This window comes from Blautia pseudococcoides, from assembly GCF_001689125.2.
Lineage (GTDB): Bacteria > Bacillota > Clostridia > Lachnospirales > Lachnospiraceae > Blautia > Blautia pseudococcoides.
This window is the reverse complement of sequence record NZ_CP015405.2, coordinates 871,544-890,344: the sequence shown is the minus strand read 5'-3', so window position 1 is coordinate 890,344 and position 18,801 is coordinate 871,544. Positions and strand designations below refer to the sequence as shown.

General features: G+C 45.9%; 16 protein-coding genes. 1 reads left to right on the top strand and 15 read right to left on the bottom strand.

What is annotated here, in order from left to right; translation table 11 throughout:
- Positions 1 to 42: 42 nt before the first annotated feature.
- The 11 genes from A4V09_RS04085 to A4V09_RS04035 form a co-directional block, all read right to left on the bottom strand.
- Positions 43 to 1,722 (bottom strand): M3 family oligoendopeptidase, encoded by a 1,680-nt coding sequence (locus A4V09_RS04085; protein ID WP_065541220.1) that lies wholly within the window; start codon positions 1,720 to 1,722, stop codon positions 43 to 45.
- 43 nt (positions 1,723 to 1,765) lie between these two features.
- Positions 1,766 to 2,233: an SsrA-binding protein SmpB gene (gene smpB / locus A4V09_RS04080; RefSeq protein ID WP_033141140.1), complete on the bottom strand. Its 468-nt coding sequence runs from the start codon at positions 2,231 to 2,233 to the stop codon at positions 1,766 to 1,768.
- Between the two features lie 4 nt (positions 2,234 to 2,237).
- On the bottom strand, positions 2,238 to 4,466 hold the full coding sequence (rnr, locus tag A4V09_RS04075; RefSeq protein ID WP_198168570.1) for a ribonuclease R: 2,229 nt from the start codon (positions 4,464 to 4,466) through the stop codon (positions 2,238 to 2,240).
- Positions 4,467 to 4,542: 76 nt separating this feature from the next.
- Positions 4,543 to 4,779, bottom strand: a complete 237-nt coding sequence (gene secG, locus A4V09_RS04070; protein ID WP_018596465.1) for a preprotein translocase subunit SecG — start codon at positions 4,777 to 4,779, stop codon at positions 4,543 to 4,545.
- Positions 4,780 to 4,934: 155 nt separating this feature from the next.
- The gene (eno, locus tag A4V09_RS04065; protein WP_065541219.1) at positions 4,935 to 6,254 is read right to left on the bottom strand and encodes a phosphopyruvate hydratase; all 1,320 of its coding nucleotides are present in this window, start codon (positions 6,252 to 6,254) and stop codon (positions 4,935 to 4,937) included.
- A gap of 85 nt (positions 6,255 to 6,339) precedes the next feature.
- Positions 6,340 to 7,032 carry a TasA family protein gene (locus A4V09_RS04060; protein WP_065541218.1) on the bottom strand — a complete coding sequence of 231 codons (693 nt, stop codon included), beginning with the start codon at positions 7,030 to 7,032 and terminating at the stop codon, positions 6,340 to 6,342.
- Positions 7,007 to 7,504 (bottom strand): signal peptidase I, encoded by a 498-nt coding sequence (locus tag A4V09_RS04055; protein ID WP_065541217.1) that lies wholly within the window; start codon positions 7,502 to 7,504, stop codon positions 7,007 to 7,009. Before A4V09_RS04055 ends, A4V09_RS04060 begins: the two co-directional genes overlap by 26 nt.
- Positions 7,501 to 8,157: a hypothetical protein gene (locus tag A4V09_RS04050; RefSeq protein WP_065541216.1), complete on the bottom strand. Its 657-nt coding sequence runs from the start codon at positions 8,155 to 8,157 to the stop codon at positions 7,501 to 7,503. The genes A4V09_RS04055 and A4V09_RS04050 overlap by 4 nt, the downstream gene beginning before the upstream one ends.
- Positions 8,154 to 8,735, bottom strand: a complete 582-nt coding sequence (locus A4V09_RS04045) for a hypothetical protein (protein WP_065541215.1) — start codon at positions 8,733 to 8,735, stop codon at positions 8,154 to 8,156. The genes A4V09_RS04050 and A4V09_RS04045 overlap by 4 nt, the downstream gene beginning before the upstream one ends.
- Complete coding sequence (locus A4V09_RS04040; protein ID WP_065541214.1) at positions 8,728 to 11,808, bottom strand: MSCRAMM family protein; 3,081 nt, start codon at positions 11,806 to 11,808, stop codon at positions 8,728 to 8,730. Before A4V09_RS04040 ends, A4V09_RS04045 begins: the two co-directional genes overlap by 8 nt.
- Before the next feature lie 232 nt (positions 11,809 to 12,040).
- Positions 12,041 to 13,297 carry a uroporphyrinogen decarboxylase family protein gene (locus A4V09_RS04035; RefSeq protein ID WP_065541213.1) on the bottom strand — a complete coding sequence of 419 codons (1,257 nt, stop codon included), beginning with the start codon at positions 13,295 to 13,297 and terminating at the stop codon, positions 12,041 to 12,043.
- 338 nt (positions 13,298 to 13,635) lie between these two features.
- Between A4V09_RS04035 and A4V09_RS04030 the strand changes: the two genes are divergently transcribed.
- The gene (locus tag A4V09_RS04030) at positions 13,636 to 14,511 is read left to right on the top strand and encodes a helix-turn-helix domain-containing protein (protein WP_065541212.1); all 876 of its coding nucleotides are present in this window, start codon (positions 13,636 to 13,638) and stop codon (positions 14,509 to 14,511) included.
- A 130-nt stretch (positions 14,512 to 14,641) separates the two neighbouring features.
- Here the strand turns inward: A4V09_RS04030 and gpmI are convergent, their stop codons facing one another.
- The 4 genes from gpmI to A4V09_RS04010 form a co-directional block, all read right to left on the bottom strand.
- A complete protein-coding gene (gpmI, locus tag A4V09_RS04025; protein ID WP_065541211.1) occupies positions 14,642 to 16,183 on the bottom strand; it encodes a 2,3-bisphosphoglycerate-independent phosphoglycerate mutase in 1,542 nt (513 codons plus the stop codon).
- Between the two features lie 238 nt (positions 16,184 to 16,421).
- Entirely contained in the window at positions 16,422 to 17,162 is a 741-nt protein-coding gene (locus A4V09_RS04020) for an amino acid ABC transporter ATP-binding protein (protein WP_065541210.1), read from the bottom strand.
- Positions 17,152 to 17,847 (bottom strand): amino acid ABC transporter permease, encoded by a 696-nt coding sequence (locus tag A4V09_RS04015; RefSeq protein WP_065541209.1) that lies wholly within the window; start codon positions 17,845 to 17,847, stop codon positions 17,152 to 17,154. The genes A4V09_RS04020 and A4V09_RS04015 overlap by 11 nt, the downstream gene beginning before the upstream one ends.
- A gap of 79 nt (positions 17,848 to 17,926) precedes the next feature.
- A complete protein-coding gene (locus tag A4V09_RS04010; protein WP_065541208.1) occupies positions 17,927 to 18,706 on the bottom strand; it encodes a transporter substrate-binding domain-containing protein in 780 nt (259 codons plus the stop codon).
- Positions 18,707 to 18,801: the final 95 nt, after the last annotated feature.

The following is an 18,801-nucleotide window of genomic DNA, read 5'->3' as shown; positions in this document are numbered from 1 at the left end:
TATATGCTTTACAGCGGCCGGGACAATCCCCGGCCGTTTCTTTTATCTGAAAATATCTTTTCTTAATTTATCTACTATTTCCTGGATACACCCATCCTCAAAGGGGGAACGCAGACCGGCTTTCTGAAGAAGATTTTCAAAATAATCTGAGGCTGATAGTCTGCAGAGCTTTAAATAACTCTTCCAAGCCTCCTCATAATTTTCCTGCATTTTATTTTTATATTCAAAGGCACAGAGCTGTGCGATCACATAGTCGATATAGTAGAGAGGAAAACTGTATATATGATGCTGTCTCTGCCAGTAACCTCCATCCGCATAGAACTGCAGGCTGCCGTAATCCAAATGAGGCTTATAGACATGTTCCAGTTCCTTCCAGACGGATTTTCTTTCAGCCGGCGTCATATCCGGTTTGTCATAAATCCGGTGCTGGAATTCATCCACCATGCATCCGTACGGGATAAATAGAACCGCATCCTCCAGATGCATTTCCTGATATGCCTTTGCCTCTTCTCCTGCAAAAAACAGTGAATACCAGGGCTCTGCAAAGAATTCCATAGACATGGAATGGATCTCTGCAGTCTCCATGCCGATATCTGCGTGTTCACGAATGAGGTCTTCGGATGCCAGATATCCCTGAAACGCATGACCACACTCATGGGTGATCACATTCACATCATCACTGGTTCCGTTAAAGTTGGCAAAAATGAACGGAGACTTATAGTCCGGTATATATGTCATATATCCGCCTACTGCTTTTGTCTTTCTTCCAAACACATCCAGCAATTCATTCTCTATCATAAAATCAAAGAATTCTCTGGTCTCTTTGGAAAGCTCCCCGTACATTTTCTGTCCGGCTTCCAGAATCTCTTCCGGTGTACCAAAAGGCTGGGGATTCCCTTCCGTTCCATACACCTGCTCATCTGAAAAATACATCTTTGTAAGCCCCAGACGCTTTCTCCTCTGCTCATACAGGCTTTCCGCGAACGGAACAAATACTTCCTTTACCTGCCGCCTTAAATTCTCCACCTGTTCTCTCTGGTAACTGTTCCTCTGCATGCGCAGATATCCCAGTTCTGTATAGGTTTCAAATCCCAGCTCTTTTGCCTGAAGCGCCCTGTTCTTTACCAGCTTATCATACAGTTCATCCAACCGGTCCCCAATACTCATAAAAAATGCATTCTGTTTTTCATAGGCCTTTCTGCGGACTTTGGGGTCTTTGTGCTTGAGGTAAGGACCTAACAGAGACAGATTTAAAGTCTCCCCATCCCAGTCTATTTTTGCACCGGCCAGCAGTTTTTCATATTCTGTCACCAGGGCATTTTCCTCCTGCATGAGGGGAATCACCGATTCACTCACAGAGCGGAAGGAAAGTTCCATATTTTTAAAAGCCACAGGCCCGATTATCTGCTCCAGTTCCTCCCGGTACAAAGAATGATACAACAGTTTCAAATATTCCACAGACAAGTTGCTGTAGGCAGGAACCTGCTCATCATAATAAGCCTTTTCTTTTTCATAAAAAGCATCTGTGGTATCCATACTGTGCCGGATGGATGCCAGGGTCACCTGTGTGGACACTTTATCTGAGAGCCGATAATACTTTTTATGGATTTCAAACTGTTCCTGTGCGCTTTTCGCCATTTTAAAGGCCTCCATCAGTCCCAGCAGTTCCTCTTTTACCTTATCAAAAACAATTCTCTCATAGGGCATGTCACAAAATTTCATATTGGTCTCCTCGCTTTTCACTGGATTTATTACTATGCGGTTCTTACAGGTTCTTTACTTTGAATTCCCGCTCAGCTTCTCTTTTCTGGTCCTTCTTGGCAATATCCTGTCTCTTATCGTACAGCTTCTTGCCTTTTGCGATTCCGATCTCCACTTTCACAAGGCTGCCTTTAAAGTAAACTTTAAGCGGTACCAGAGTATATCCTTTCTCTGCTATTTTTCCCGCGATCTTGCGTATTTCATACTGATGCAGCAAAAGTTTTCTGGTTCTGAGAGGGTCTTTATTAAAAATATTTCCCTTCTCATAAGGACTGATATGCATGCCATAAACAAAGACCTCACCCCGGTCAATCTGGATAAAAGATTCCTTGATGCTGCATTTTCCCATGCGCATGGACTTTACCTCTGTGCCTGCAAGCTCGATCCCCGCCTCATAGGTATCCTCTATAAAATAATCATGATAAGCTTTTTTGTTGTTTGCGATCAGACGAATCCCTGATTCTTTTCCCATAATTTTATTCCTTTCCTCTCACCATTTCTTCACTCTCCCCGGTTACTGGCGAAAAATCCACCGTCTTTGTGACAATATCCGCATTCTCTACCCGTATCTTTATCTTTTGTCCCATAACATATTGTCTCTTGGTGGTTTCACCGGTCAGACTGTAATGTTCCCTGTCAAAGACATAATAGTCATCTGTCAGGGTGTTGACATGTACCAGCCCTTCCACAGTATTGGAAAGCTCCACATATAGTCCCCACTCCATAACACCGGATATGGTCCCCTCAAAGATCTCTCCCAGATGGGCTGCCATATATTCTGCCTTCTTCATTTTCACCGTTTCCCGTTCCACTTCCTCTGCCCTGCGCTCCAGGGTACTGGACTGGTTGGCCACTGCATCCAAAAAATCAGCATAATGCTTTTTCTTCTCCTGGGTCATCCTTCCGTGAATGGTCTCTTTGATGATCCGGTGTATCTGCAGGTCAGGATATCTCCTGATAGGGGAAGTGAAATGGCAGTAATATCTGGCCGCCAGTCCAAAATGCCCGCTGCAGTCTGTGGTGTATTTTGCTTGTTTCATAGAGCGCAGAAGGAGTCTGGAAAAGAACGGCTCACAGTCCCTCCCCTCAATCTCATCCAGAATACGCTGTACTTCTTTTGGGTGTATCTCCTGTTTTGCCTTTTTCACTTTAATTCCCGTTCCGCGTACCATGCTAAGCACTGCTTCCATCTTTTCAGGGTCCGGATCATCATGTGTTCTGTATACAAACGGAATATCCCTGAAATAATACTCTTCCGCAACCGTCTCGTTTGCCAGCAGCATAAAATCTTCGATGATCTCCGTGGCCACGTTCTGTTCATAAGAATATATCTCCGTGGGCCTGCCATTCTCATCCAGTTTGATCTTGCTTTCCGGAAAATCAAAATCAATGGCTCCCCGCTTTCCTCTTCTCTTTCTCAAAATTCCTGACAGTTCCTGCATGAGAAAGAACATGGGCGCCAGCTCCGCGTATTCCCTGGTAACCTCCTCATCTTCATGAAGAAGGATCTTTTTCACATTTGTATACGTCATACGCCTGTCCACATGGATGACTGTCTCGGCGATCTTATGGCCGATCACATTGCCCTTTTTATCAATATCCATCAGACAGCTCAGTGCCAGGCGGTCTTCACCGGCATTCAGGGAACAGATACCATTGGACAGTTTCTTTGGCAGCATGGGAATGACCCTGTCAACCAGGTAGACACTAGTGCCTCTTTTCAATGCCTCTCTGTCAATCGCGCTGTTGTACTGCACATAATTACTTACATCTGCAATATGCACTCCCAGATGGTAAAACTCCCCTTCCTTGGTAACAGAGACCGCGTCATCCAGGTCTTTTGCATCTTCACCGTCAATGGTCACCATGGTCCAGTCTCTCAAATCCATGCGTCCGTAATAGTCCCCCTCATTGAGGATTTCTTTGATTCTCTCCGCCTGGTTCAATACCTTTTCCGGAAATTCCATGGGCAGGTCATAACTTCTGGCCACTGACATAACATCCACGCCTTTTTCGCCCTGATGTCCCAGGATCTCTTTTACTTTCCCTTCCGGATTCCTGCTTCTGGTGCCATAATTACGGATAGACGCAATCACCTTATCACCGCTGACAGCCCCCATAGAATGTTCCATGGGAATAAAGATATCCCTGGAGAATTTTCTGTTGTCAGGAACCAGAAAGCCGAAGCTGTCACTTTTCTCATATGTGCCCACAACCTCTTTCATTCCACGTTCCAAAACCTTGACCACTGCGCCTTCCCTGCGGCGTCCGTCACGCTCCTCTTTTAAGATACGCACCTGCACGGTGTCCTTGTGGAGCGCGTCGCCAGTGTGTTCCTCCGGAATATAAATATCTTCCGCCTCACCTTCCACTTCCACAAAGCCAAACCCCTTGGCATTGCCCACAAAAGTTCCAGTCAGATAGAATTCCCGTTTTCCTCTATTCTTTTTTTCATATTCACGGGTAGGTTCTTTTTCTTTCTTCACGCTTTCTTTTCTCACCGCCTCATAGCGGCCCCGCTTGTTGATGCTTATTTTGCCTTCCTCCAGCAGCATGTCCAGGGTTTTATGAAGCTCATCCCTTTTTCCTGCCGGAATCTGCAGAAGCACTGCCAGGTCCTTTGCCCGCATGGGCGTATACTCTTTGCAGCACATGATCTCATACAGCATCTTTCTGCGTTTTTTTACTTGTGCATTTTTTTTCAAATATTTACTCCTAACTTAAGGCGTGTTCCGCCTATAAAAATATGACACCCTTGCGTGACTGCAAGAGTGCCATCTCTTAAAATTTCAGATTCAAAACCAGTGCCAGAACGAAGAACAAAATCCCCATGATTTTTGTGGCTTTTACCAGTGCCCCTTCCATGGAACGGCCCTTGTTTTTACCCCAATAGGTATCAGCCATACCAGCAATTGTGCCCAGTCCCTGAGATTTTCCTTCCTGCATCAGAATAATAACGGTCAACCCAATACAATCAATAACGAACAAAATCGTCAGTACAATTCTCAAAATTTCCATGATTACACCTCCTAATCGTCAAACAAAATTAGTGTATCACAGTATTTCCGAGATTTCAACTGTTTTTCGGCGATTCCGACCTGTTTCTGGAAATATTTTGTTACGGTTCACAAGCATCTGCCACGGGAAAGGTTTTCTCCGGGGTGAACTGCCTCTTATCTCTCAAATGGTGTCTCGTAGCAGGCCTGTGCGTCGAGAGAATCCTCAATTCTAAGAAGCCTGTTATATTTTGCTGTACGTTCTGAGCGGCACGGGGCCCCTGTTTTGATCTGTCCTGCATTCACTGCTACCGCCAAATCAGCGATAAACGTATCTTCACTCTCACCGGAACGGTGTGAGATCACTGCTCTGTACCCTGCTTTCTGTGCCATCTCCACAGCATCCATGGCCTCTGTCAGTGTACCGATCTGATTTACCTTGACAAGTATGGCATTTCCCGCATTTAGCTTTATACCGCATTTAAGCCTTTTAACATTTGTGACAAACAGATCGTCTCCCACAAGCTGTACTTTTTCACCCAGTTCCTGGGTCATGAGCTGCCATCCATCCCAGTCATCTTCATTTAAACCGTCTTCGATCGAAACAATGGGAAACTGATCCAGCAGTTCCCTGTAGTATTCCACCATCTCCCTGGAACTCCTCTGTATTTCACTGCCGCTCATCTGGGATTCTCCAGGGAAATAATAACTGTCTTTTTCCTGGTCATACAGTTCGCTTGCTGCAGCATCCATGGCATAACAGATTTGTTCTCCCGGTGCATATCCGCACTTTTCCACAGCCTGATTCAGGATTTCAAAAACTTCCTGGGCACTGCTTAAATTTGGTGCAAAACCACCCTCATCGCCTACACCTGTAGACAGATCTTTATCTTTCAGTATTTTTTTCAATGCCTGATAAATCTCAGTACACATGCGCAGCCCTTCATGAAAACTTTCTGTTCCCACGGGCATGATCATAAATTCCTGAAAATCTACCGTATTATCTGCATGTTTTCCACCATTTAAAATGTTCATCATAGGTACTGGCATTCTTTTTGCATGGCAGCCTCCCAGATATTGATAGAGAGGAAGCTTCAGCGCTTTGGCAGCCGCCTTTGCTACAGCCAGTGATACGCCCAGAACCGCATTGGCGCCTATATGCTCTTTGTTGTCTGTTCCGTCTGCCTCCAGAAGAAGGCTGTCAATATGGCACTGCCTCAAAGCATTTTCTCCCAGAACCGCATCTGCCAGTTTTACATTGACATTGTTCACGGCCTTCTGGACACCCAGGCCTCGGTACCTCTTTTCTCCGTCTCTCAGCTCCACAGCTTCAAATCTTCCCGTGGATGCACCGGAAGGAACGATTGCCCTGCCTGTCACCCCGTCTTTTCCCACTATTCCTTCACCGACTGTCACTTCAACTTCCACGGTCGGATTTCCTCTGGAGTCTAATACTTCTCTGGCGTATACCTTTCGTATTGGTAAATAACGATACATGGCATTACCTCCTGCAATTTCTTCATACAAAACTAGTATTGTCTGGCTGAAGTAAAAATATGCCTTGACAAATTACTTTACGTTGTCAGGTTTTATTCTGTGTTTCAAAAATTTTCCATACATTTGCCGGGTCTGTCACATCCTTTTCCGTAAGATCTGTGGTCTGGATCGCAAAAGCCTTCAGATCAATATCCGTCTCCGCCTCCTCCATGGAAGTTCCGTCCGGCATCTTTTCACCTTCAATCACATTGGCAAATGTCACAGAACTGAATAGCTCCGGTGTTGTTACTCCTTTTGCCAGTGCAGTACAGACTGACTCTGTTCCATATACATATTTATACTCATGAGCCACAACTAAATTACTCTCATTTTTTACGTCTGCAGCAATTCCCATTTTTGTCCAGCCGCTGTTGACAGTCCAGGAATAGAGTTCCGTAAGTGCCTTTGGGTTTCTGCTGCCATCCTGATTTGCAGTGATAACATTGGCAACAGGCACCTGGACTGTGACAAAGACAAAGGCGTCATTTATTCCTACGTTTGTCACTTTTGGGTCCTTTATCAGTTTTTTATTGGGAGTAATATCCTGTTTTTCTTTGTCCGGTACTGCGTCCCACTTGGGTTCTGTCAGTGTGATATCCACTTTACCGATTGTGAGATGATTTTTCACCTGTTCTGTATCCGTAAAATATGCTGCTGCACTTCCAATCAGAAATATAGCTGCCAGTGCCAGGCATAAGATCACTGCTTGTTTCTTATTTTTCATTGTTATTTTTCTCATGGTATTTTCCTCCTGAAAATTTCGCTGTTTTTAGTAATATAAATAAAACCACACTGCCCACTGTAAAAAATACGGCAAACTCTCCTGCATTTCTCATAAATGCTTTTCCCACATACGGAACCGTAAACAAAACCCGGCCTTTTATCTGGTGTTCTCTCACCAAAGCCGGATCCGGCGTTTGATTGGCATCCCCCTTAGTCACCATTCCTGCTTCTGTCTTTCGGACGATCCGATGCAGGACTAATTCCCCGTCATTTCTCTTAAAAGCCAGAATATCCCCCTGTTCCATGCAGCTTGCATCTGCATGGAGATTTACCCAGGATATACTTCCTGTTTTTATAGCCGGTTCCATGGAACCGCTGACCACGACAAAAGGGCGTATCCCCATAATGCATAATAGAAGGTTAAGTATCAATACCAGGCATAGTGCCCAGTAAACGATCTCCCCAGCCAGATAACATGCCCTTTTCATGGCTTTCTCCATTTCCAGGCTGCAAAAGCTCCGGCTAAAGCCCCCAGACACAGAACTGCTGCCAGAATGACCGGTGCATCATCCCCTGTTTTCGGAGCATGTACAGTCTGTACCTCTTTTGACCAGTCCCCGTCTCCCACAGCCTCCACCGTCACTACGATATCCAGACTGTTTTCCGTATAATATTTTCTGATATTCCCTTTATCGTCATATTTTGTATTCCATTCCGGAGGGATCGTGAAAGAACGGAAGATATCTGTCTTCTCACCTTTTTTTAATTTTTTCTCATAGTAATACCAGCCGTCCTCACGCTTTTTCCAGCCTTTTGGCATTCCCTTTATCATATCCTCCGTGACAGGAATCTTCACTTTCTTACCCATGGAAACTTCAATCTTAGCTCTGATCTCACATGTATTCTGCAGATTGGTAACTCTGGGGATCTTCACGATCTCCTGTCCCGGCATCACAGCCTCCAAGTCTTGCCATGGCACCTCCCGGCCTTTTTTATCCAGGGTAAACTCTTCAAGCCTAATGTCCACTTTTCCCTTTGCCTTCTCCAATCCTGTCTGCCCGGCAAAGACAAGGCGGGGCAGGCTTAATCCCAAAAGCAGAAGGAAGAAACAAGATGTCTGAAAATATCTCTTTCTTCTCATACAATCCCCTCCTCTTTTCCCGCCTTCTGATTCTTTTCAAAATGTTTCCACGCTTCCTGCCAGGCCTCTTTTAAAAACTGCCCCTGCTGGTAGGATTCCGCATAGACATTCAGGGAGAAACCACGCTTTAGAAGTTCTTCCGGGGCATCTTTTGCCACTTCAATTTGTTTCAGCAGTTCTGTTGTGATCTCACCTATCTCCAGCGCACTTTTATAATAATAATATCCATCTTCCGCTTTTACCCAGTTTTCTGTGTCCGGTCCCAGGTTCAGATAGGGCAGGATTCCCTCATCATCCAGAAGAAGCCTGCACCGCACAAAGCAGCTTGATTTACCTTTATTGGTGATCTGCACACTTTTTGCTATGACCTCACCGGGCTTCAGTTCATCCGGTGGATGGAATTCCTCCGTTATCTCCAGATTGCTGTCTCCTGGCTTGATCCGGTTGCTGCGCGCGTCCTGGTCACTGAAATAGGCACTCCCCACGCCCACAGCTAACCCGGCTGCTGTCAGCAGAAGGATCAGCAGCAGCAGTGCCGCAGCTTCTCTCAGCATCTCTCTTTTCCTGACTTCACTCATTTTCTACCTTTTCCCTCTTCAAAATAATATTTTCACAGACAGATGTATCGGACCAATCCTGCCATTCATCTTTCTGGTTGATAAAGACTGCGTGACCAGCATCGTTTTGGATCAGATCAAATTCCACGGTATCCAGTGTTCTGACACCTCCTGATATTTCTGTAATATCTTTCAGTGAATACCGCATAACTTTCATCTCATGGGCAGTATATGTGCCGGCTGGCAGTTCCAAAAATGTGATGGTTCTGCGGACTTTGTTATCATTGTTTTTCTCCTGTTCCACATATTCTTCCGTAAATTCCGTAATGCCGTGAAGAATATGGGAGTTTCCTTCCAAATCCACCCCTTCTACTTCAAACAGAAAAATAGGATTGCCGTTTGCAAAATTTATTTCATCGGCATTTATCTCCTTCTCCAATACGATCTTTACTGTCCTAGGCGTATTTTCTGCGGTAAGCTCCACTGTTTTGCCTAAGGATTCCTTATTTATGGCAAACTCAATTTTTTTGTCAGACAGCTCATACCCATCCGGTGCCGTCTGTTCAATAAAGAAGTAACTGTTCCAGGGTAAATTATTGACGGTAATACACCCCTCCTCGTCCGTGGTATACTCTCCTACTTTTTGGTTTTTGCCTGTATACAGATAAAAAACCGCCCCTTTTAAGGTTTTGCCAGACTCTGAAGATATTTTTTTCAGCGTCACACTTCCCTTTTTCACAGGCTCCTCTGAGCGGACGCTTTTACGGTACACACTCTGATTCAAATCTGTATTTGTAAAGGTCACTGTGTAGGTTTTTTTATCCAGTTCATACCCTTTTGGGGCAGTGATCTCCTTTACCGTATAGGTTCCTGTGGCAAGGGGAACACTGGTCGCTTTTCCTGAAGAATTTGTGGTCATTTTATCTACCACGGTGCCGGCCTTATTTTTCACCTCATATACCGCACCGGCAAACTCAGCATTTCCCTGCGGTTTTGTCTCACCGGTTTCCTTGTCCGCTTTTTGAAGATCTATGTAGCAGCTCACCGCCTTTTTGGGGATCTGTGCCGTAACTGTTTTTTTATGGGCTGCAGACCCCCCGCCGCCCTCCAGCATGGTCACCATCTGGTATTTGGAATTATTGCTTTTATAGACCCAGCCCGCCAGATACAGAGAATGACCGCCTGATATGGAAGCTGTGACCTTAGCACCTTTTTCCTGCAGCAGCAGATATTGTGATTTTGGAATCCAGATTCTGAACGCTGACGCGTCACCGCTGTCTTTCCAGATAACTGTAGCACCGTTGTCCACGGTTCCTTTTTTGGAAGTGATATACTCACTGCAGTCTGTGAGCCCGTCTGACAGATTCTGGTTTATCCATTTTGTTATAAATCCCTCTTTGCCATTATAAGCCTGCGCGGTCCATGTAACACTTGTCTCGGACAAGGTATAGTCAAAGCTGCGCCAGCCATCGGCAAAAGGTGTATAATAGGGGGGATGATCTGCATCGTTCACCATCTTGTTTATGGTGTTATAGAATTGCTCTTTTTTTGATCCTTTGAGATGATTGTACAGAGTGTTCAGGGAGAATTCCCCGTTGACTATATGAATCGCATACTGAGTGGCCAGCGCATCGTATTTCCAGCCGTATCCTGTCCTGTAATTCGGCCACAGACTCTCTTTTCCCCAGTATCGGCAGCCCCAGTACATAAGATATGCAATAGAAGGTGAGACACGCCCTGCCCCATCCCAGGTGATCTGCCCTTCCGGCGCATTATGCTGATACTGCACACAGTATAAAAGACGCCATTTTCCCCGCATATCCGGGTTGTCGGTATCGCTGGAGTCCACATACTTGATAGATACGTTATAAGGATCATCCAGACTTAAAAGACCGGGATCTATAGAACCCAGGGATTCCTTCCAGCCAACCTGTATGGTGCTGGTCACTGCACTCCTCATGTGCATATCGGAAATTCTGGAATACTGGCCCGGTGCCGGTTCCTCCAGTGCCTTTTCCGGTGTATCCTGTTCCTCCTTATACTCTTCCTCCTTCTGGTTTTCTTCCTCCGTGTTCTTTTCCTCTGTGTTTTCTTCCTCCTGCTCGTTTCCCTGGCTTTCTTCCGTATTGCCGCTTCCGAAAGACTTATCGCCCTCCTCGGACTGTTTTGCCCCAGTGCCAGTTTCCGCACTTTCCGAACGATCCGGCTCCTTTGGCCTGCCTGGGTCTTCTGGACTTTCCACATCAACATGAGGCTCTGAATCTGCTGTTCCATTTAAATCATCCGGATTCTGCTCTGCCTTTTGCTCTTCTGCCTTCCCCTGTATCTGCGCAGACCTTACTTCTTCTGTCTTTCTCCGTATCTGTGCAGACCTTTCTTTTTCTGTCTTTCTCCGTATCTGCACAGACCTTCCTTCTTCTGTCTTTCTCCATATCTGTGCAGTCATCAGATCGACCTTGGCTTTCGCACAAATATTTTCCCTGTTTTTCTGTTTATATTTGGATTCCACGACAGGATTTTGGACGATTGCTCTCTTTTGTACAGTCTCCTGACCGGATATACAGAGCGCCCCCGATCGCAGCACTCCTGACCGACCGGAAATCTTCTGCATTCCGCCTGCCGCCAAACCTGAATGACAGGACACTTTTTGTGATCCTGCAGATGTACTTGGGACAGACTTTTCCCTTCCCCCTGTCTCCAGACCGGAATTCTGGCCTGTTCCTGACATCTGCCCGGATTCCATGTCTTTTTCATAACCTGGCGTTCTCTTATCACCTGTCTTGATACCGGAACTATATTCTGCTTCTTCCCCTGTGGCGCTGCACAATCTCCTTCTCTGACTGTTAACATGCTCTGCATCCTCCTTATGATATGCGATTTTCTCCCTTTCTACGGACTGCAGTCCGCGTTCCTGTACTCTGCCTTCCCTGAATGGAGGGCCTTTTCCCTCCGAAGCGGTCCGGATAGCCTGCCCCATTGCATCTGTATACAGAATCCCCCCGCCTTTTTCGACAGAAATCGCCTGTCCACAGACAGCATTGGAAAAAAGGACCGCAAGAAGCCCTGCTGCCAGAACCTTCTTCCAATTTCTCATAAAATAACGCCCCTTTCCGCATCAGGGCATAAAATCCCCTGTAAAGGCATTTTTACCCCTTCTGCTTTTTCTTTACATTTGGAAATTTCGGCCGAATGGCCTTTTCAGATTTTCGGAATCATTCCGAGATTTGAAATGTAGATAAATCATAGCACAGGAAATTGGCAAAAACAAGACGGAAACTTTCACAAATTCCCGCCTTGTTTTACCCTGCAATTTTGTACAAATATTTTTACTTATCCCCGTTAAACTCTTTTACCGCATCAATCATAGCAGCTATATTTTCAATGGGTGTGTTGGCCTGAATATTATGTATGGTGTTGAAAACATATCCTCCGTCCTTAGAGAATATCTCCAGCCGCTCCAGGACCTGCCTGCGCACTTCCTCCGGGCTGCCAAAGGGCAATACCTGCTGTGTATCCACACCGCCGCCCCAGAACACAATATCTTTGCCGTATGTATCCTTCAGCGTTTTGGGGTCCATTCCCTCCGCCGAACATTGTACCGGATTGATTCCGTCAAATCCGCCCTCGATCATGTAGGGCAGGATCGGGAAAATACCGCCGCAGCAGTGTTTCAGTGTTTTCCATGTTGTATGCTCATGCACCCAGTCATTCATCTTTTTATAATAAGGCATATACAGGTCCCGGAACACTTCCGGACTCATAAAAGGCCCTCTCTGGGTTCCAAAATCCGTACCGCAGATAAACAGGATATCAATATCTGAACCGAATGCTTCCCAGTATTTCCTGAAACTTTCAATGGCAATCTCTGTTCCCTTCTCAAAAACCTCCTCCACATATTCAGGATAGAGAAGGGGGGCCATATACCACTCCTGAATGCTTCTGATCCCCCTGGGATTCTTCAGGTTCGGTCCCGGTATATTATTAGCGTCACCCAGTCCAAAATAGCCAGGCCCCACCTGAATGGCTCTCTGTGACCCTCTCACTTCTGCCAGAACTTTTTTGTGGTAGGCGATCTGTTCATCTGTCACATGGGTATAATCTTCCACATTGTCGTCGGGATTGGCCTCGTCCTCATCAAATTCCGGTGTACGTGTCAGATTGTCAAAATAAAATCCATTAGCCGGCATATGACCGGACGGCAACAGGGTGTCATCCCCTTCCGGATATACAAAATAACCACCCTTTCCGTCATCCTTTACAACTGCGTTGGAAGGGATCAGAACCGTCTCACCGCGGTATTTCCACTCTTTCCAGTCTGTATTAATATGTCCGTAAGTATCTCCATAATTATAAAGCTGCTGCACATCACATCCCAGACAGTCTGCCAGATCAGGTTCCACAAAAGCTGTCATGGTGGACATGTCATTGATTTTCGGCGGACGGTACTCCAGCCCATAATATGCCCGCAGATCCTTCAGCACAATGGCATTGATCATGGAACAGCACATACCTCCAAAATCTACCGGCACCTTATCCGGCTGCCTGTGTTCAAACGCCGCACGGACTCTTTCTCTTGATGTCATAACACTTCTCCTTTCTCACAGTATAGAAAGCAAACCAAAAAATCAAAGTCCTCCTGCGCAGATACCAAAAACACTTCGCAAAACCATAACTGTTGACAACAGTTATAAGCTTTCTATTACTGTACACCCATCATCAAAATACTTTACCCTATTTTACTGTACATCCTAAGCGCACAATGTCCTCATTATAAACAAAACGTGCGCAGATAATAGTTGCCTGCAAGTCTCTGCATTTCCGTCTTGCTTGTTTCTAATTCCTAATATATACTATTCTTATAGCTTTTTCACTACTTATTCATGCTCATTAATATACATTTCATGCTATAAGGAGGCTGTCTATGATACTGGAAAAAATACACGAGGAAGGTATGATCCCGGGAGAGCGGGGAATCATGAGAAAAAAAGGTATTTACTTCCACTCTCCCTCCCCCTTTGCCAAGGAACATCTCTTCTGCGTCTACTGGGGAGCTGAATATCTCTGCGCGCCGCCCTACCAGGTCCGGCGGAGCGGTCTGCACTCTTACCTTTTCTTCTGCATCCTATCAGGAGAGCTGCACTTTACATACAGAGATCACTCCTTCACAGCCGCAACAGGGGATATTGTCCTTCTGGACTGTATGCACCCGCACCACTATTATACCTCAAGACAGGTCAGGTTCCAGTTCTTTCACTTTGACGGGAACATCACCCCGGATTACTGTGAACACCTCTACCAGAAAAACGGTGCCTTATTCCGGAATAAATCCGAGGCTGCCTTAACATTCCAGCAGATTTTGGACCAGCTCCGCCTTTCCCAGCCTGATGACCACCGTCTGTCTTCCATGGTCCACACTTTATTTGGATTCCTTGCTGCCAAGATCCGGAAGCCTCCCAGCCCATCCATCCAAAAAGCCTGCCGCTATCTGGAAACACACTTTCAGGAACCCGTGACCGTGGAGGACGCAGCACGCCAAACAGCCCTGAGCAAATATCACTTTTCACGGGTTTTTAAGGCCGAGACCGGCGCCTCCCCTCATGAGTACCTGTCTACCCTCCGCCTGCGGCATGCAAGGGAGCTGGTCATGGAAACCACCCTTTCCATAGACTCCATAGCGGCGGAATGCGGCTTTTCCGGCACCTCACACTTTATCCGGGCATTTAAAAAAGACCTGGATTTCACCCCTGCTGTTTACCGCAAATTTTTCGACCCCTCCGGATTTAAGAAGTCTCCCTGATTTGCATCCTGCTGCATAAGAAAGTTTGAAAGAACTTTCCCGCAGCACAAAAAAGAGCGCTGTTCCCCGCCGGCTGCTGTAAACCGGCTGCAAGAACAGCGCTCTTTAACCTTCAGTTGTATTTAGCGGATCATTTCTTGATCAGCAGGGATTTTCCGGTCATTTCTTTCGGCTGTTCCATCCCCATCATTTCAATCAATGTAGGTGCAATATCTGCCAGGCATCCACCCTCTCTCAGACCATAACCCGGCTCTGCATTGACCAGAATAAACGGCACCGGATTTGTTGTGTGAGCAGTAAAGGTTTCGCCCGTCACATAGTCTTTCAGCTGCTCCGCATTTCCATGGTCCGCGCAGATGAACATCTGTCCGCCCACTTCCTTCACAGCATCCACGGCTTTGCCCACACACGCATCCACTGCCTCCACAGCTTTGATAGCCGCATCTTCCACACCTGTATGGCCTACCATATCCGGATTTGCAAAATTGATGATGATCACATCGTATTTGCCGGAACGAATGGCCTCTGTCAGCTTGTCGCAAACTTCGTATGCGCTCATCTCCGGTTTCAGGTCATATGTGGCAACCTTGGGGGATTTCACCAGGATTCTGTCCTCCCCTTTGTTTGGCTCCTCCACACCGCCGTTAAAGAAGAATGTAACGTGTGCATATTTCTCCGTCTCCGCGATACGTGCCTGCGTCATGCCATTGGCAGCTAGGAATTCACCGAACGTATTGCTGATAGCTACCTTGTGGAAGGCCACGTCTTTATTTTGGATGGTGGGATCATACTCTGTGAAGCATACATATGTCAGATCCAGCCTCTTATCTCTTGCAAATCCGGTAAACCCGTCATCACAGAAAGCTCTTGTGATCTCACGGGCTCTGTCAGGACGGAAATTAAAGAAGATCACAGAATCTTTGTCCTTGATGATTCCAACCGGCTGGCCGTCCTTTACAATGGCTGTCGGCTCTACAAATTCATCTGTCTTCTCTGCCGCATAGGAATCTTTTACCGCGCAAACCGGGCACTCTGCCTGATTTCCTTCCCCTTTTGTCATAACATTGTATGCTCTCTCCACACGATCCCAGCGGTTGTCACGGTCCATGGCATAGTAGCGTCCCATAACAGATGCCACCTGTCCTACACCCAGCTCTTTCATCTTGTCATTCAGCTCTTTGATATATTCTTTGCCCGCTGTGGTGGGAGTGTCACGTCCGTCCAGGAAGCAGTGTACAAATACTTTGGAAAGCCCTTCTCTCTTAGCCAGCTCCAGAATACCATATACATGAGTATTATGGCTGTGCACACCACCGTCAGAAAGAAGTCCGAATAAATGCAGTGCGGAATCATTTGCCTTTGCATTGCGTACCGCTTTCAGCAGCGCTTCGTTCTGAAAGAAATCTCCGTCTTCAATCTCTTTTGAGATCCTCGTCAGTTCCTGGTAAACAATACGGCCTGCACCCATATTCAGATGTCCCACCTCAGAGTTTCCCATCTGTCCTTCCGGAAGGCCTACTGCCATTCCGCTTGCATTGCCTTTTACAAAGGGGCACTGGGATATTAACTGGTCCATAATAGGGGTCTTCGCCTCGCATACGGCGTTCGCATCACAATTGTCGTTCAGGCCATATCCATCGAGAATCATTAATACGGTTGGTTTTTTACTCATATTTTCTCTCCTTTATATGTCAAATTCCATTTCTGCGTCTTATACCTTTTTTATTTTAACAGAAATCTAGAATTTTTCAATCCTAATTACAAGATTTGGACGGATTTTGTTAAAAAAATGACAGATATCATATTGCATTTTGGTCCCACTGCACAGTGAACAATATCAAAAAAACGGGGCCTAAACAACAAAGGACAGGAAGATCTTAAATCCATCTCTCCTGTCCTGTCTCCAGTCATTATAATACTTTTGATAAAAATTCTCTTAATCTGGGATTTTTCGGGGTTTCAAAAAATTCCTTTGGATGGTTTTCCTCCTGGATTTTTCCCTCATCAATGAAGATCACCCTGGATGCCACCTCTTTGGCGAATCCCATCTCATGGGTGACAACCACCATGGTCATTCCGGACTCTGCCAGTTCTTTCATAAGCTCCAGCACTTCCCCCACCATTTCAGGGTCCAGGGCGGAAGTGGGTTCGTCAAACAGCATAACATCCGGGTTCATAGCCAGTGCTCTTGCGATAGCAATTCTCTGTTTCTGGCCGCCTGAGAGCATGTCCGGGTATGTGTCCGCTTTTTCCGGGAGTCCGACTCTTGCCAAAAGCTCATCCGCTTTCTGTGACGCTTCGCTCTGTGTCATGAGTTTTAACTTCACAGGGGCCAGCATAATATTTTCCTTTACTGTCATATTCGGAAAAAGATTAAACTGCTGGAATACCATGCCGATCTTCTGGCGGTGACGGTTGATATCAACCTTTGGGTCCGTGATATCTGTACCCTCAAACAAAATCCTGCCGCCTGTGGGCACTTCCAGCAGGTTCAGGGAACGAAGAAATGTGGATTTACCGGAACCGGAAGGTCCAATGACTGCAACCACTTCACCCTGACGGATATCCGTTGTTATGCCGTCCAGCACGTTATTCTCTCCAAAGGCTTTCTTAAGTCCCTGTACTTCCAGTAAAATGTTGTTATCGCTCATTGGTTCTCAACTTCCTTTCCAGCTTATTCATACATGCTGTTAAAATCATAACCAGTACCAGATAGATCAGCGCGGCTGCCAGCAGGGGCAGGTACGCATTGTAAGTACGGCTCTGGATCAGCATAGCGCCCTTTGTCAGATCCATCATACCGATGTAGCCCACAATAGAAGTCTCTTTTAATAGCACGATCATCTCATTGACCAGTGCAGGAAGTACATTTTTAAATGCCTGGGGCATAACAATGGACTTCATGGTCTGGGAATAGTTAAGCCCCAGAGAACGCCCGGCTTCAAACTGCCCCTGGTCTACTGACATAATACCGGAACGGACAATCTCCGCCACATAAGCTCCTGAGTTAATACCAAAAGCAAGGCCGCCCACCAGCACAGGGTTGATGGAAAAGCTGCCAAAAATAACAAAATTCATGATCAATAACTGGATCATGGTTGGCGTACCGCGGATAACCGTCAGATAAACTTTAAATACCCCGTTCAGAATCTTAAAAGAACCGTTTTTGTCATGGCTGGATCGCACAATGGCTACCAAAAATCCGATGATAATACCTATGATCACTGCCAGAAGAGTGATGAGCAGTGTATTTTTCAAACCTTCCAGCAGCCACATATACCGGTCATCTTTTATAAAGTTGTTATAAAGCTGTTGTGATATCCCTAATACACACATTTTTCCACCTGTCTTACTTTCTCCCGCAAGGAAAGCTGCCGGCAGGAATGTCAGCAGCTTTTCTTTTCAAGGGTCCTCTTTATTTCTTTACTATGATCACCTGGCTTGCATTTGCATAAGTATCTGTAAAATCAACACTTTCCAGACGTTCTTCATTTACAGTCATACCGGCTGCACCAAAATCTGCTTTTCCGGACTGTACTGCAGGAAGTATCGCGTCAAATTCCATATCGGAAACTTCCAGCTCATATCCCAGTTTGTCACAGATAGCCTGGGCAATATCCACGTCGATACCCACAATAGATTCACCGTCATGGTATTCCCACGGCTCAAATTCCGCGTTGGTCGCCATCACCAGTTTGCCCTTGGAACGGTCAGCATCCGCAGGTGATTCATATGGATTCTTGCCCGCCTCATCGCCAATGTAATTGTTTACAATATCGGAAAGAACACCTTCCTCTTCCAGTTCTCCCAGAGCTTTGTTGAAGGCATCTTTCAGCTCTGTATTTCCCTTTTTCATACTGATGGCATACTGCTCATCATCAAACTGATTCTCGATCATTTTCAGGTCGTCATTCAGCTCAACAAATTTCTTAGCCGGCTCTGTATCTATCACCACACAGTCAATCTGGCCTTTTTTCAACGCCTGGATCGCCTGAGCGCCTTTGTTATAGCGCTTTACTTCTTTTGCTCCAACAGAAGGTTCTGATACCGTAGTATCACCTGTTGTTCCAAGCTGTACGCCGATAACGGCATCCTTCAGATCATCTTTTGACTCAATTTTCTTTGTGCTGCTGCCGCATCCTGCCAGAGACAGTACCATGGCAGCTACCAAAGCTGCTGCTGCTAATTTTTTCATATTCCTCTCTCCTTATGCATTCATTTTTATGCATTTTTAATGTATATTATGTATTTTTATTCAACTGATTAGCATTATATCAGTTTTGCACGCAA

What these genes read in the sequence shown, in the direction of transcription:
- A4V09_RS04085 (WP_065541220.1), bottom strand. Translation starts at nt 1,722, where the DNA reads ATGAAATTTTGTGACATGCCCTATGAGAGAATTGTTTTTGATAAGGTA.
- smpB (WP_033141140.1), bottom strand. Translation starts at nt 2,233, where the DNA reads ATGGGAAAAGAATCAGGGATTCGTCTGATCGCAAACAACAAAAAAGCT.
- secG (WP_018596465.1), bottom strand. Translation starts at nt 4,779, where the DNA reads ATGGAAATTTTGAGAATTGTACTGACGATTTTGTTCGTTATTGATTGT.
- eno (WP_065541219.1), bottom strand. Translation starts at nt 6,254, where the DNA reads ATGTATCGTTATTTACCAATACGAAAGGTATACGCCAGAGAAGTATTA.
- A4V09_RS04060 (WP_065541218.1), bottom strand. Translation starts at nt 7,032, where the DNA reads ATGAGAAAAATAACAATGAAAAATAAGAAACAAGCAGTGATCTTATGC.
- A4V09_RS04055 (WP_065541217.1), bottom strand. Translation starts at nt 7,504, where the DNA reads ATGAAAAGGGCATGTTATCTGGCTGGGGAGATCGTTTACTGGGCACTA.
- A4V09_RS04050 (WP_065541216.1), bottom strand. Translation starts at nt 8,157, where the DNA reads ATGAGAAGAAAGAGATATTTTCAGACATCTTGTTTCTTCCTTCTGCTT.
- A4V09_RS04045 (WP_065541215.1), bottom strand. Translation starts at nt 8,735, where the DNA reads ATGAGTGAAGTCAGGAAAAGAGAGATGCTGAGAGAAGCTGCGGCACTG.
- A4V09_RS04040 (WP_065541214.1), bottom strand. Translation starts at nt 11,808, where the DNA reads ATGAGAAATTGGAAGAAGGTTCTGGCAGCAGGGCTTCTTGCGGTCCTT.
- A4V09_RS04035 (WP_065541213.1), bottom strand. Translation starts at nt 13,297, where the DNA reads ATGACATCAAGAGAAAGAGTCCGTGCGGCGTTTGAACACAGGCAGCCG.
- A4V09_RS04030 (WP_065541212.1), top strand. Translation starts at nt 13,636, where the DNA reads ATGATACTGGAAAAAATACACGAGGAAGGTATGATCCCGGGAGAGCGG.
- gpmI (WP_065541211.1), bottom strand. Translation starts at nt 16,183, where the DNA reads ATGAGTAAAAAACCAACCGTATTAATGATTCTCGATGGATATGGCCTG.
- A4V09_RS04020 (WP_065541210.1), bottom strand. Translation starts at nt 17,162, where the DNA reads ATGAGCGATAACAACATTTTACTGGAAGTACAGGGACTTAAGAAAGCC.
- A4V09_RS04015 (WP_065541209.1), bottom strand. Translation starts at nt 17,847, where the DNA reads ATGTGTGTATTAGGGATATCACAACAGCTTTATAACAACTTTATAAAA.
- A4V09_RS04010 (WP_065541208.1), bottom strand. Translation starts at nt 18,706, where the DNA reads ATGAAAAAATTAGCAGCAGCAGCTTTGGTAGCTGCCATGGTACTGTCT.